19 protein-coding genes are annotated in these 13222 nt (G+C 58.9%); 6 read left to right on the top strand and 13 right to left on the bottom strand.

The genetic code is table 11. The features are described 5' to 3' along the window. Positions 1 to 206 precede the first annotated feature (206 nt). The 4 genes from hisF to hisB form a co-directional block, all read right to left on the bottom strand. Positions 207 to 965 carry an imidazole glycerol phosphate synthase subunit HisF gene (gene hisF / locus ACIQZK_RS09945; protein WP_397575991.1) on the bottom strand — a complete coding sequence of 253 codons (759 nt, stop codon included), beginning with the start codon at positions 963 to 965 and terminating at the stop codon, positions 207 to 209. A 169-nt stretch (positions 966 to 1134) separates the two neighbouring features. Continuing rightward, on the bottom strand, positions 1135 to 1863 hold the full coding sequence (hisA, locus tag ACIQZK_RS09940; protein ID WP_183940188.1) for a 1-(5-phosphoribosyl)-5-[(5-phosphoribosylamino)methylideneamino]imidazole-4-carboxamide isomerase: 729 nt from the start codon (positions 1861 to 1863) through the stop codon (positions 1135 to 1137). Further along, positions 1860 to 2471 carry an imidazole glycerol phosphate synthase subunit HisH gene (gene hisH / locus ACIQZK_RS09935; protein ID WP_397575990.1) on the bottom strand — a complete coding sequence of 204 codons (612 nt, stop codon included), beginning with the start codon at positions 2469 to 2471 and terminating at the stop codon, positions 1860 to 1862. The genes hisA and hisH overlap by 4 nt, the downstream gene beginning before the upstream one ends. Positions 2472 to 2474: 3 nt before the next feature. After that, positions 2475 to 3062 carry an imidazoleglycerol-phosphate dehydratase HisB gene (gene hisB, locus ACIQZK_RS09930; protein ID WP_183940184.1) on the bottom strand — a complete coding sequence of 196 codons (588 nt, stop codon included), beginning with the start codon at positions 3060 to 3062 and terminating at the stop codon, positions 2475 to 2477. 93 nt (positions 3063 to 3155) lie between these two features. On the opposite strand from hisB, the gene ACIQZK_RS09925 reads away from it, so the two are divergent. The 4 genes from ACIQZK_RS09925 (at position 3156) to gmk (ending at position 6079) form a co-directional block, all read left to right on the top strand. Then, positions 3156 to 3632: an SspB family protein gene (locus tag ACIQZK_RS09925; protein WP_183940181.1), complete on the top strand. Its 477-nt coding sequence runs from the start codon at positions 3156 to 3158 to the stop codon at positions 3630 to 3632. After that, complete coding sequence (fumC, locus tag ACIQZK_RS09920) at positions 3629 to 5020, top strand: class II fumarate hydratase (protein WP_397575989.1); 1392 nt, start codon at positions 3629 to 3631, stop codon at positions 5018 to 5020. Before ACIQZK_RS09925 ends, fumC begins: the two co-directional genes overlap by 4 nt. 145 nt (positions 5021 to 5165) lie before the next feature. Further along, the gene (locus tag ACIQZK_RS09915) at positions 5166 to 5360 is read left to right on the top strand and encodes a hypothetical protein (RefSeq protein ID WP_397575988.1); all 195 of its coding nucleotides are present in this window, start codon (positions 5166 to 5168) and stop codon (positions 5358 to 5360) included. Between the two features lie 65 nt (positions 5361 to 5425). Continuing rightward, positions 5426 to 6079 carry a guanylate kinase gene (gmk, locus tag ACIQZK_RS09910; protein ID WP_397575987.1) on the top strand — a complete coding sequence of 218 codons (654 nt, stop codon included), beginning with the start codon at positions 5426 to 5428 and terminating at the stop codon, positions 6077 to 6079. Here the strand turns inward: gmk and ACIQZK_RS09905 are convergent. From ACIQZK_RS09905 to crcB, 7 genes are all read right to left on the bottom strand, one after another. Further along, positions 6076 to 6576 carry a DUF3429 domain-containing protein gene (locus tag ACIQZK_RS09905; protein WP_397575986.1) on the bottom strand — a complete coding sequence of 167 codons (501 nt, stop codon included), beginning with the start codon at positions 6574 to 6576 and terminating at the stop codon, positions 6076 to 6078. The two genes, gmk and ACIQZK_RS09905, sit on opposite strands and share 4 nt — an antisense overlap. A gap of 78 nt (positions 6577 to 6654) precedes the next feature. Then, positions 6655 to 7356, bottom strand: coding sequence for an ATP12 family chaperone protein (locus tag ACIQZK_RS09900; RefSeq protein WP_397575985.1), 702 nt, complete (start codon positions 7354 to 7356; stop codon positions 6655 to 6657). Then, the gene (locus ACIQZK_RS09895) at positions 7353 to 7592 is read right to left on the bottom strand and encodes a hypothetical protein (protein ID WP_397575984.1); all 240 of its coding nucleotides are present in this window, start codon (positions 7590 to 7592) and stop codon (positions 7353 to 7355) included. Before ACIQZK_RS09895 ends, ACIQZK_RS09900 begins: the two co-directional genes overlap by 4 nt. Continuing rightward, entirely contained in the window at positions 7589 to 8248 is a 660-nt protein-coding gene (locus tag ACIQZK_RS09890) for an HAD-IA family hydrolase (protein WP_397575983.1), read from the bottom strand. Before ACIQZK_RS09890 ends, ACIQZK_RS09895 begins: the two co-directional genes overlap by 4 nt. Continuing rightward, a complete protein-coding gene (locus tag ACIQZK_RS09885; protein WP_397575982.1) occupies positions 8245 to 8847 on the bottom strand; it encodes an FMN-binding negative transcriptional regulator in 603 nt (200 codons plus the stop codon). Before ACIQZK_RS09885 ends, ACIQZK_RS09890 begins: the two co-directional genes overlap by 4 nt. Then, positions 8847 to 10082 carry an RluA family pseudouridine synthase gene (locus tag ACIQZK_RS09880; RefSeq protein WP_397575981.1) on the bottom strand — a complete coding sequence of 412 codons (1236 nt, stop codon included), beginning with the start codon at positions 10080 to 10082 and terminating at the stop codon, positions 8847 to 8849. The genes ACIQZK_RS09885 and ACIQZK_RS09880 overlap by 1 nt, the downstream gene beginning before the upstream one ends. After that, positions 10079 to 10456, bottom strand: coding sequence for a fluoride efflux transporter CrcB (gene crcB, locus ACIQZK_RS09875; protein ID WP_397575980.1), 378 nt, complete (start codon positions 10454 to 10456; stop codon positions 10079 to 10081). Before crcB ends, ACIQZK_RS09880 begins: the two co-directional genes overlap by 4 nt. A 214-nt stretch (positions 10457 to 10670) precedes the next feature. Here crcB and ACIQZK_RS09870 point away from each other — a divergent pair, with 214 nt between their 5' ends. Continuing rightward, positions 10671 to 10856, top strand: coding sequence for a hypothetical protein (locus ACIQZK_RS09870; RefSeq protein ID WP_306063885.1), 186 nt, complete (start codon positions 10671 to 10673; stop codon positions 10854 to 10856). 299 nt (positions 10857 to 11155) lie between these two features. Here the strand turns inward: ACIQZK_RS09870 and ACIQZK_RS09865 are convergent, their stop codons facing one another. Further along, on the bottom strand, positions 11156 to 11890 hold the full coding sequence (locus ACIQZK_RS09865) for a hypothetical protein (RefSeq protein ID WP_397575979.1): 735 nt from the start codon (positions 11888 to 11890) through the stop codon (positions 11156 to 11158). An 84-nt stretch (positions 11891 to 11974) separates the two neighbouring features. Between ACIQZK_RS09865 and ACIQZK_RS09860 the strand changes: the two genes are divergently transcribed. Further along, positions 11975 to 12247: a DUF167 domain-containing protein gene (locus ACIQZK_RS09860; protein WP_306063886.1), complete on the top strand. Its 273-nt coding sequence runs from the start codon at positions 11975 to 11977 to the stop codon at positions 12245 to 12247. A gap of 118 nt (positions 12248 to 12365) precedes the next feature. Here ACIQZK_RS09860 and ACIQZK_RS09855 read toward each other — a convergent pair. Then, positions 12366 to 13222, bottom strand: an 857-nt coding sequence (locus ACIQZK_RS09855) for a LysR substrate-binding domain-containing protein (protein WP_397575978.1), incomplete at its 5' end; no start/stop codon positions are given.

The following is a 13222-nucleotide window of genomic DNA, read 5'->3' as shown; positions in this document are numbered from 1 at the left end:
GACGGACGAGAACGCGATCATGCAATGGACGAAATGCCATGTTGAACTATCCTTTTTCTGTTTCGCCATCCCGCCACGCCTACAACAAGCAGGGGACGGCAATGAATGTGCATTAGCACTCATACAGGACGAGTGCTAACGGAGCCCAGATAGGGTCTTTTTATGACACGTCAAGGACTCGGGAGGCGAATTTTTTGCGCCTTGGGTCAGGCGCGCGCGGGTAATCCCGCCGCCCGTAACGCCGCATGGGCATCGGCGATGCTGTGCTGGCCAAAGTGGAAAATCGACGCCGCGAGCACTGCGCTCGCATGGCCTTCGCGGACGCCCTCGACCAAATGGTCAAGGTTACCGACGCCGCCGCTGGCGACAACGGGGATGTTCACCGCATCGGCAATTGCGCGGGTGAGTGCAAGGTCGTAACCATCACGTGTGCCGTCACGGTCCATGCTGGTGACGAGCAATTCGCCTGCGCCAAGTTCGGCGAGTTTTACGGCATGTTCGAGCGCGTCAATTCCGGTTGGCTTGCGTCCGCCATGGGTGAAGATTTCCCAATGGTCGCCGCTGCGCCGCGCATCGACCGAAGCCACCACGCATTGGCTGCCGAAACGTGCGGCGATATCCGCGACGACTTCGGGTCGCGCCACCGCCGCGCTGTTTACCGCAACCTTATCCGCGCCTGCCAGCAACAACGCCCGCGCATCCTCTGCACTGCGCACGCCGCCACCGACGGTCAGCGGCATGAAACATACTTCCGCGGTACGCCGGACCACATCAATGATCGTGCCGCGCCCTTCATGGCTTGCGCCAATATCCAAAAAACAAAGCTCATCCGCACCCGCCGCATCATAAGCCTGCGCCTGCTCCACCGGATCACCGGCGTCGCGCAGGTCGACAAAGTTGACGCCCTTGACCACCCGGCCATTGGATACGTCGAGACAGGGAATGACACGAACGCGGACGGTCATCCGCAATTCGCCATCGATGTTTCACCGCAGTCCTGAGCCATCAGCGCAGCACGCGCTGATGAAAGTCGAAGGACGCCCATCGTTGATGCACCAGCATTATAAGTACCCTTCGACGGACGCAGCCGCAAGCGGCTGCTGCTCAGGGCTTCGGTGTGATGTGAAGGCACGGTCACGCCCGCTCCGCTACTTTAATCGCGGTCGCCAGATCCAGCCGTCCGTCATAAATCGCGCGGCCGGTAATCACGCCCTCAATTCCGTCCTTGGCGTGCAGCGCGAGCATGTGGATGTCATCAATGCCCTTCACCCCGCCGCTGGCGATCACGGGAATGTTTACGCGCCGCGCCAGATCAACGGTCGCGTCGATATTGCATCCGGTCAGCATCCCGTCGCGCCCCACATCGGTGAACAGGATGGACGCCACACCCGCGTCTTCGAACCGGCGCGCCAGATCAATCACAGGCATGTCGGATTTCTCGGCCCAGCCTTCGGTCGCGACAAAGCCGTCGCGGGCGTCCACGGCAACGACAATGCCGTCTTCGAACTCGCGCGCCATCTCTTTGACGAACTGCGGGTCTTTGAGCGCCGCGGTGCCAATCACCAACCGCGCGACGCCCATGTCGAACCAGCGTTCAACGGTCTGCGTATTGCGGATGCCGCCACCCAATTGGATGTAACCGGGGAAATTTTCGATGATGCCCTCAACCGCCTCGGCATTTTCGGGGCGGCCGGCAAAGGCGCCATCCAAATCCACAACGTGCAGGAACTCTGCGCCTTGTTCGGCAAACAGCATCGCCTGCGCGGCGGGGTCGTCGGCATAGACCGTTGCGCGGTTCATATCGCCCTCGGCCAAGCGCACAACCTCGCCACCCTTCAGGTCAATCGCGGGAAAAACGATCACAGTTGCCACTCCAAAAAGCGTTTGAGGAAATTAATGCCATAGGACTGGCTTTTCTCGGGATGGAATTGCACCCCCATGATATTGTCACGGCCCACCGCCGCAACCAGTCGACCGCCATGGTGCGTGGTCGCCAGCACGTCCGCATCGTCCTTCGCGTCGAAATGATAACTATGCAGAAAATAGGCCTCGCCCGCTTCGATCAACGGCGCGCCTTGTGTCGGAGCAACATCGTTCCAGCCCATATGCGGAATTTTCAAATCTACCGCCGGTGCAATCGCGCGGACGGTGCCACTGATCCAGCCAAGCCCGCGCGTCGTTTTATGCTCAACGCCCGCATCGGCCAACAACTGCATGCCGACGCAAATACCCAGAAACGGAGTGCCCTCAACGCGCACGCGCTGCTCCATGGCGGCAACCATGCCATCAATCGCAGACAGCGCCTCCATACAATGCGCAAAGGCGCCAACGCCGGGCAGAACGATACGGTCGGCTTTGGCAACAACATCAGGGTCGGCGGTCACATGCACGTCGCCTGCGCCCGCCGCTTTCAACGCATTGTGCACCGAATGCAGATTGCCCGCGCCATAATCAATCAGCGCAAGTGACACGGCCTAGAGCGTGCCCTTGGTCGACGGGATGGCGTCCGCCTTGCGCGGGTCAATCTCGACCGCTTGGCGCAATGCGCGGGCCAATGCCTTGTAGCAGCTTTCGACGATGTGGTGGTTGTTCGAACCATAGAGATTTTCGATGTGCAGCGTGATGCCTGCACTGGTCGCAAAGCTGTGGAACCAATGTTCGATCAGCTCGGTATCCCATTCGCCCAGACGCGGCATACCAAGGGATACTTTCCACACGAAATAGGGCCGGCCAGAAATATCAAGCGCACAGCGCGTCAACGTTTCATCCATCGGCGCATAGGCGGTGCCATAACGCGTGATGCCGCGTTTATCGCCCAATGCCTGCAACACCGCCTCGCCAATCGCGATGCCGGTGTCTTCGGTGGTGTGGTGCTGGTCAATGTGTAGGTCGCCAACGGCCTTCACCTTCAGGTCGATCAGCGAATGGCGCGACAGTTGCTCAAGCATATGGTCTAGAAAACCGATGCCCGTTGACACGTCATACACACCAGTGCCGTCGAGGTTCACCTCAACATCAATGGACGTTTCGTTCGTCTTGCGACTTATGGAGCCTGTACGCATGGCCGCCGATATAGCCACATGCACGCATTTGGCAAGTTGGCTTAAGGCAACAAGTATCTTGATTTCACACGCGCGGAAGTCCACCAAGCGCCCATGACCGAAGAGCATGTAGATAGCCTGATTCCTTATGATGACGTCGTGCAAGAGGCGTTGCGCGCCGTGGTTGGCCGCGTGCTGGGCGATGTCGCGCGCGATGGCCTGCCCGGCGACCATCATTTCTACATCACGTTCAAGACGCAAGCGCCGGGTGTTGCCATTCCGCAGCATCTGCACGAACGCTTCCCCGATGAAATGACCATTGTGCTTCAGCACAAATATTGGGACCTGAAGGTTGAGGCCGAACATTTCGAAGTTGGCCTGTCGTTCAGCCAGATCCCGTCGCATTTGTTCATCCCTTACTCCGCGATCACGGCCTTCGTTGATCCGGCCGTAGATTTCGCGCTGCAGTTCCATGTCGATGCGGGCGAAAGCGAGCCCGAACCGCATGAAGAAGCCGGCAATGACGGCCCCACCGTCGTCGTCGAAGACGGCTCCAACGTCGTCAGCGTGGACTTCGGGCGGAAAAAGTGACGGCGGAAACCCGCACTGAAACCGACAGTTTTGGACCGATAGAGGTCCCCGCAAACGCTTATTGGGGCGCGCAGACGCAGCGGAGTATCGCGAACTTTCCCTTTCCGGCGCATGAGCGGATGCCGATTGGCATTGTCTACGGCCTTGCCCATGTAAAACGTGCCGCAGCGTTAACGCACAAAGCATCGGGCGCGCTGCCGGCGGGCATTGCCGACGCGATCACCGCCGCCGCAGACGCCATATTGGCGGGGAAGCATGACGATCAATTCCCGCTCGTCATCTGGCAAACGGGCAGCGGCACGCAGTCGAACATGAACGTGAATGAGGTTATCGCCGGCATCGCCAACGAGGCACTGGCCGGCACACGCGGTGGCAAAACGCCCGTGCACCCCAATGATCATGTCAACATGGGCCAGTCATCGAACGACAGCTTTCCCACCGCAATCCATGTCGCGGTGGCCATCGCGGTGTGGCGCGATCTGATCCCCGCGCTGCAACGCCTGACCGATGCGCTGACCGAAAAGTGCCAAGCCTGGGGCGCGATCATCAAAATCGGCCGCACCCATTTGCAGGACGCAACGCCGCTGACCTTGGGTCAGGAATTTTCCGCCTTTGTCGCGCAACTCATCGCCAACCGTGCGCGGGTTGAAGGGACGGTTGTCCATAATGTGCAAAAGCTTGCGCAGGGCGGCACAGCGGTCGGCACGGGCCTAAATGCGCCAGCGGGTTTTGACGTTTCGATTGCCGCCGAAATCTCGACCGCGACGGGCATCGCGTTTGAACCCGCCCGCAACAAATTTGAGGCGCTGGCATCCAATGACGGGCTGGTGCAGATGTCGGGCACGCTCAACACGCTTGCCGTGTCCCTCACAAAGATTGCCAACGACATCCGCTTGCTCGGGTCGGGTCCGCGCTCGGGCCTTGGCGAGTTGCATCTGCCGGAAAACGAACCGGGCAGTTCGATCATGCCGGGCAAGGTCAACCCGACGCAGTGCGAAATGCTGACGATGGTCGCGGCGCAGGTCATGGGCAATCATCAGGCGGTGACGATTGGCGGGCTGCAGGGGCATTTGCAGCTAAACGTCTTCAAACCGCTCATCGGGGCCAATGTGCTGCGCGCGGTGGAGTTGCTCAGCATCGCTATGGACAGCTTTGCCAAAAACTGCGTCGCCGGGCTTGAACCGGATCGTGCGCGCATTGCGGACCTTGTCGAACGCTCGTTGATGCTCGTCACCGCGCTTGCGCCCGTCATCGGTTATGACAATGCGGCCAACATCGCCAAGGCCGCACATAAAAATGGAACCACCCTGCGCGAAGCCGCGTTAGCATCCGGACTGGTTGACGAAGCGACGTTCGATACCCATGTCAGACCGGAGGATATGGTTTAATCGCACACCGTATCGCACGCCGTATCGCACACCGTATCGCACACCGTCATGCTGAACTTGTTTCAGCATCTTAATTTTCGTGGGACGGTGATAAAGTAAGATCCTGAAACAAGTTCAGGATGACGCATTGAGAAGGAAGTCGATAATGCTAAAATCCATCGCAGGCGCCGTTGTCGGCGACCTGATTGGCCGCAAACGTGGCCATGGCTTGCTGGGAGCAGGCATTGGCCTTGTGGCCACGCGTTTGGCGACCCGCTCCATTCCGGGCTTATTGCTTGTCGGCGGCGCAATCGTGGCCAAAAGCATATATGATCAGCGCAAGGGCCGCAAAGAGGGCTAACGCGCTTTCATTGCCACTAAAGCTTCCCTCTTGACGCCGGCCTGCCCTTTCGCGCACTAGCGGCTATGGGCAACACCGACAATCATAAGCCGCACGAACTGGAACGCCGGGGCCTCCTATTCGTGCTTTCGTCACCTTCAGGCGCAGGTAAATCGACGCTTTCACGCATGTTGTTGGAAGCGGACGAGAAAATCGCTTTGTCAGTATCCTACACCACACGCGAGCCGCGGCCTGGTGAGATTGAGGGCGTCCATTACCATTTCACAGACACAGCGACCTTCAAGAAAATGGCCGCAGACGGCGAATTCCTCGAATGGGCGCATGTTTTTGGCCATCGCTACGGCACGCCAAAGGGCCCGGTGGAAGACAAGCTGGCCGCCGGATGCGACGTCCTGTTCGACATTGACTGGCAAGGCGCGCAGCAACTGTATCAGGAAGCTGGCCCCGACGTCGTGCGCGTATTCATCTTGCCGCCATCCATCGACGAACTCGAACGCCGCCTGCACAGCCGCGCGCAAGACAGCGAAGCGGTCATCGCCGACCGGATGAGCCGCGCCAAGGCCGAAATCGGCCACTGGGACGGCTATGATTATGTCCTGATCAATGACGATGTGCAGACCTGCTTTGAAAAGGTACGCCAGATTCTTGCCGCAGAGCGCATGAAGCGTCGCCGGCAAAAGGGCCTGATCGGCTTCGTGCGCGACCTCGCGGCGTCTTAAGCGGTCGGGGCAACCCCTGCGAGCAAAAGGGTAATCCCGCCCAAGCCGATCGACAGGTGCCAGCGCAGCTTCATCCAACCGTCCGGCAACTGGCAGCGCGCGGAAAGCCAGCGATCGGCCAGCGGTGAACCCAGCACGAAAAACCCAAGCCACGCGAGCGACGGTCCGGGCCATTCAAGGCCCCATATCCACGGCAGATAGGTGGCGAACGCCAGCAAGCTTGGTGCCACAGCGAGCGCGAATATCGCGGTCGCCGAAGCATCATCGCGGCGCGTGGTAACGCCCAGTCCCCACCACATGCCGCCCAAAAAGCTGAAGATAAACGCGACATAGCCATAAGCGGCAGCAAGGCCAATCCAGCGATATTCCGATCCCGAAAACACCAGCACAGCGGCAAAAATCTGCGGCAACAAACCGGCATAGCCCGCGACAAATGCCGCCTTGGGCAACGGCCTTAACGTGAATATCTGGGTATTTTTGGGCGAAGCGTCTGTCATCGGGATTTCCTTACATGCTGCATGCACATAAGTCTGGTCCAGCTTTGGCCCAAGATGGGCTTTTACCTATGGTTGCGCTTACACATCCGGCCTCAGCAGGTCGAGAAACCGGACGGCGGCCATGAATTCACCGGCGCGGTCGTTGCGGTTTTTCTGCGCCCAATGGTCCTCACCCCACAATTCCTCCTGCCACAGTTCATCGAGGCAACTGGCGTTCCAAATATCCTCCGCCGAGCCCGCACGTTCGACAACCGCCAGCGTCGCGATCAGCGAGCCCGACAGATGCGCAAGCTTTGCCATCGCGGCCAGTTCGAACGTCCCGCGCGCCGCCACCGCAGCGCGCAAGGTTTCGAGCGTCGCTTCGGGCTGTGGCTGGTGCATGATGCCCTCGACAATTACAAAGCTGACATCATAACGGGCACGTGCCCAGTCGAGCCAAGGGTCCCAGATTTCGGCTTGCCGATCCGCCAAAGCTTCACCGGCTGCGCCGCGATAGCAAAACAGATCGGTTTCGCCATAGGCGGCAATCGCCGCGGCAAAGCCATCCCTATCGGGGCTAATGCGATCAATCGCCGCGTTGGCAAAACCCGTCATCGGCATCAACAGCGGATCAACGGTCTTTGCAACCGCGTCCCATTCGGCAACCACCGCATCCGCCAGCTTTTGCGTCGGCAGTGCGAGCAGATTGTGCGTAGGTGTTTTAATCGGCCGGCCATCGAGCCGCACCGCATGCCCAAAACTGCTTGGCTCTAGGGTAACTTCTTTCCAAAATCGTCTCATGGCAGCGGCTTGCTCTTCCATTTTTTGGCCAGAAAAACGGGCACGAGCAGGAAAGCGAACATGCCAATCAGAAACAGCACATAACCCGCAGCGATGGGCAGGCCAAAAGCCTGACGCGCGATGACCGCCAGCCCGATCACCAACATGATCGCGCCGCCAATCCGGCACAGATTGATGACCAGAAACCGATATTGCGCCTGCGTATCTGCGCCCGCATTGTCATCGTTCGGCATCATGCAAAATTCTCCAGATAGACTTTCAGATCATCCATGCTCTCGGCGATGTAATCCGCGCCTGCCTTGCGCAAGTCGGCGACGCTGTGATAGCCCCAATTGACCCCGACAGTGCGCGTCCCCGCCGCGCGGCCCATGTGAATGTCATACACCGTATCGCCAATGACAACCGCATTGGCGGCGTCGGCCCCTGCTTCGGCCAAGGCTTGATACACCATCGAGGGATGTGGCTTTGACGGGTGACGGTCCGCGGTCTGTAATGTGACGAACAAGGACCGGAGTGCGTGATGGTCAAGGCAACGCGTCAGCCCGCGGTCGGACTTTCCGGTAGCCACGCCGAGCATCCAGCCGCTTTCATCCAGAGAGGATAAAAGCGCCGCCATGCCGTCATATAAGGGTTCATCGACCAGACCATTGCTGCGCAATGCCCAAAAGGCCGAACGATATTTGTCGGCCAAATCATGGTGCAGATCGTCGGCTGCCTCTGGCAACAACATCCGCATCGATTCCACCAAAGACAATCCGACCACACGCCGCGTTTCATGCCGCATCGGCGGCGTCAGCCCCGCCGCTTCAAAGGCATGCTCCATCGCCATGCAAATATTTGCCTGACTGTCGACCAACGTGCCGTCGCAATCAAAAATGGCGAGTTTTATCATGGGGTAAGATTACGCATAGCATTGGCGATTGCAGCGTTACCGGCTTCCTCTGCGCCGTCCGCGGCCGCGATCCGGACAGCATCGGCTTTGTTTTGACCAAGCTTTAACGTGCTGCGCCACGTGGTGATGTGCATTTCAAAACCGTAAATTCCGCGCAGCATTTTTTCAAACATGCCGTCGGCCATTTTGGCGCGCGTCCAAACGGGTTTGGGCGCCAGCTTCGATTCTTGATGATGCGACAGCGCATCCGATTGGGCAATCAACGCCGCTTCATCCATTTTCCGGACGGAACCCACAAGCTCAATCGCCACATAATTCCATGTCGGCACCTGATCAGGAATGCCGTAATAATCGGGGCTAATATAACCGTCAGGCCCGTTTACAACGAACAATGCCTCTGCGCCGTCCAGATAGCGCGCTATCGCGTTATTGCGCGCCATATGGAAACCGATGCGGTCATCGTCCAGAAATACAAATGGCAGATGCGCGACATGCGGCCCATCGGGGGTATTCAGGAATAACATGCCAAAGCCGACGCCCTTGGCGAAAGCCCGCATGGCGTCGCGATCTTCCCAACGAAACGCAGCATTGGGATGCATCAGGGCTTACCCTTTGACGTGACCTTTTTCCCGGCCGGTTTTTTGCTGGCGACTTTTTTAATCACTGGCTTTTTGGCGGCGATTTTTTTGCCCGCGGCCATTTGGCTGCGTTTATTGTCCTTGGGCTTGTCCGAGACCGAACCACGCGAGCGGCGTTCGCCCTTGCGTTCCTTGCGCGCCGATTTTGCGATATTGGCGGCAACGCGCTTTTTGCCTTCCGCCGTTTCGCTGAACTTTGGCGCATCCAGCAACAATGCATCGCCCATTTCGATGTCGAAGCCCAAATCTTCAAAGCTCGATTGCATATGCGGGGGCATGTCGGCGCGAACGTCAATCTGATGCCCTGATGGATGGTCGATGCGGATGCGGCGCGCGTGCAAATGCATCTTGCGGCTGATCGTGCCTGTCAGAAACGCGTCCTTGCCGCCATATTTGCCGTCGCCAACGATGGGGTGGCCAATGGCGGCCATATGCACGCGCAACTGGTGTGTGCGTCCGGTATAAGGCTGCAATTCGACCCAGGCGGTGGCGTTTCCGGCGCGTTCGACGATGCGATAGCGGGTGCGGGCCGACTGCCCGTCCTTTTCATCGACATGCATTTTTTCGCCGCCGCTGCCGGGCTGCTTGCCAATGGGCAGGTCGATGAAACCATCGGCGATGTCCGGCACGCCAACGACCAGCGCCCAATACACCTTACGCGCGGTGCGTGAGGAAAATGCCTTGGCAAAATGCCCTGCCGACCGCGACGTGCGCGCCAGCAAAAGCGCGCCCGACGTGTCCTTGTCCAACCGATGCACCAGCTTTGGCCGGTTATCGAGTTCAAATCCCAATGCGTCGAGCAGACCATCCACATGGTTCTCGGTCTTGGTGCCGCCTTGCGTCGCGAGGCCAGCGGGTTTGTTAATCACGAGCGCCGCATCATCCTTGTGGATCACCATGCTCAGCGCGAATTCCATTTCGTCTTCGGTCAGATCACGGCGCTTGCGCACTGCCCGCGCGCTGGAGGATGCCGACGCATCGGCAGGCGGCACGCGCAGCGTTTGCCCGGCCAGCAGCCGATCACCCGGCGTCGCGCGCTTGCCATCAACGCGCAACTGCCCCGTGCGCGCCCAACGCGACACGATGTTGAACGATGCATCGGGCAAATGCCGTTTAAACCAACGGTCCAGGCGAATGCCATCATCATCAGGGGCGACGACGAATTGCCGAATGCCTTTTTCGTCTTGCTTACTCATGTCCAAATTGTCCTTGCCAGCATCATTCCGGCGAAGACCGCACCCAATGCCAATATTACCGAAACCGCAGCATATGCCGCCGCCATCATTCCCTGCCCGCGTTGCACCATCTGCGCCATTTCAAGGCTGAAGGCGCTGAACGTCGTAAAGCCGCCCAAAACACCCACACCCAAAAACAAGCGCAACGGTTCCGCGGCTCCATTGCCGCGCACCAACCATGCCGCCAGCAACCCCATGGCGAGCCCGCCGAGCAGGTTCGCGGCAAAGGTCGGCCACGGCCAACCCCCAAGGTTCACGGGCAGCGCACGCGACAGGCCATAGCGCAGTGCTGCACCTATCGCTCCGCCGGACATGACAAGGATTACGGGATTCATCGCCCCGGCTGTAGCGGCGCTTGCGCGGAAAAGCCAGCCAAACCAATGGGCGCGGCTGAACCAGCTTGCGTGCGAAAGGCGCTCCCGACGTCTTTGCGCAGATGGACCTGATCACCATGCCACGCGACGCGCATCTGCGCGGCAGGCGGAAGTGTTAGAGCGCGGCGTACACCTATGTTAGGGCAACGACGAAATTCTCTCCAAAGGACAGCCCATGATCCCCTTCGTTATGATGACCGACAATCGCGGCCAGCGCATATCGGTGAACCCCGAAATCGTCCAATTCGTCCGCACCGCCGACAATGCCGATAATGAATGCCTGATCGTCTTTGGCAAGGATCAGCTGCTGCGCGTGCGCGGAACATTGGACGAGGTTACCGATCTTTTGCGGCAGGGATAAATGCACGGGGGCGATGCACCGCATATTGCCGCGACTAGGGTCAGAACCTGTTAAATGCACCTTCGCGGTTTGAGGCCATATTGTTCAGTGCAAGGCGGTAAGCGCCGGACTTAGTGGTTCTAAGTCCAAGCTTGCCAACGCAGCAATGGACAATATCGGTCAAATCCGAAGGACGCCAAAATGGCTTCGATCTCAAAGCAAAATGCCCTTGCAGGCAGAATAACTGCCTGCGGCGGACATTTCACTTCGATATCTTTGCCATTTTGACGCCGCGATGGTGCATTTAATTGGTCCTGACCCTAATCATCAAACAGCTCGTCAGGGCCCACCAATCCCGTCGCCACCAGCACCGCCATTGACTGGTTCGGCCACCCGTCAGGCAGCGGCTGATGACAAGTGGGGCATGCCACGCCCTGCGGCCCATATTCTTTCAACCGGTTGCGGATTTCGGTCAGCTTGGCGATAAACTTATCCTTCGATTTTTCGGGGTCCTCAATCTCGATCTTCCGCCCATAATCGTCAAAGCGCTTGTGCCGTTGCCATTCGTCAAAGCTTAACAGATCATCGGGCAATTTGCCCCCCGGCAGCGCGCCCGCCCCCGCCATATCGCCGCGTTTGAGCAACAGGCCAAGGATCGCGTCCGACGGCGTAATCCGCCGTTCATATTCCTGCCCGCCGCGGATGATCACGGTCTCCCGCCCCTCCACCGCGCGCTTATACGCAATCGCCAACAACCCCTGCCCCGCCCGGTCCAACGCATCCTCCCACGCTTGCGCGAATAACGGAAAACGCCGCTTCATCCGGTACGCCGCCGCATTGGAAACCCCCGCCACCCGCGCCGCATCGCGCACACAGCCGGTGTGGCCCAACGCATCAAAAAAGCGCTGCGTCCGCTTCTCGGTCCACCCGTCATGCCGCACGCGCAATCCGGGCATCAACCGATTGCGGTTCACCCGCGGCCCAGACGGAATGCGCTGCGGCGAATCGGGCAAGATTGTTAAAACAAGGTCGGAAGGGGCGGATTTGCCTGCCATATAAACTCCATTGGTTCATTATATAAAATATAATAACCTATATGGAATGTTGCAGGAAAGCGCTTCCTGCGCTATCGTAACAACATGGCTGCCCCCACATTAACCCCGGAAGCGATAACAGCGCTGATATCCGACCGAAACGAACTATCGCTGCGCGTGGTGCCGGGGGCAAAGGTCGAAAAGGCCGCGATTGAAAACGGCGCCCTCAAAATCTGGCTCCGCACCGCGCCGGAGGATGGCAAAGCGAACAAGGCCGTGCTGGCCATCTTGGCCAAGCTGTTGGGGATATCGGTCAGCCAGTTGGAAATCACCCACGGCCAAACGGCGCGGGACAAAAGGGTGCGGGTTTTGGTGTGAGTCCACACACTCCGTCACCCTGAACTCGTTTTGGCTTTGCCAGCCTTCGGCTCCAGGGTCTTATTTTTTCTTGCGCCGTCCAGAATGAAGACCCTGGAGCCGCAGGCTGGCAGAAAGGCTAAAACTTGCCTCGTGCGGCGCTGTCTACCTTGCGCAATCGAGGTAAATCGCGCTGCATCTCGAGGCATAGCCAATCGACGAAGCCACCGATTGCGGCATTGGTCCGATCTTCTTTGCGACAGACCACGTAGTAACTCCCTGCCTCCTGTGGCGCGAGTTGCTGTGGAACAACCAGCCCTTTTGATGCCGGGATGTCCCAGACCAATGGGGTAAGGGCAAGGAGGACGCCTCTGCCTTGGGCGGCGGCATCAATCGCGTTGGTCATGCTGTCAAACAGCAACATCCGCGCGTCCGTGGGTTCGGGCACGCCAAACGCCGCAAACCAGTCCAACCATCCCCGCCGACCAACGGTTAGGCCGATCAGTGTTTGTCCGGCGAAGTCATCTGCTGACTGGATCTGTTTTGCTAGATCTGGAACGCAAAGGGGCACCGCACGGATATCGAGCAGCTTTTTGGCCCAAACGCCTGGCGTCGGCGTCTGCAAATTGCGGATGGCGACATCCGCCTCCCCGAGCAGAAGGTCTGCAATGCTCGCCGACGTATCAATGGCAATTGAGAGACTTGGGTGGCGTTTTTCAAATGCTGGCAAGCGATGCGTAAGCCAGCCATTGGCAAAGAGTGGTAATGCCGCAATCCGCAGCATCCTCGTCTCTGTGCCCGCACGCGCACGACCGAGTGCTGACGAGACTTCGCCAAAGCCCCTATCGAGCCCCTCGGCGAGCTTTTGACCCAGCGGCGTCAGCCGAACCTGTCGCACACGCCGATCAAACAATGCCCCCCCGACCCAACTTTCCAGCCGCTTGATTTGGTGGCTAATGGCTGAAGGCGTCTGCCGCAGTTCCATTGCAGCTTCCT

It is taken from the genome of Sphingorhabdus sp., from assembly GCF_044338195.1.
Lineage (GTDB): Bacteria > Pseudomonadota > Alphaproteobacteria > Sphingomonadales > Sphingomonadaceae > Sphingorhabdus_B.
The sequence above is the reverse complement of the archived record's forward strand: the minus strand, read 5'-3'. Positions and strand labels throughout refer to the sequence as shown.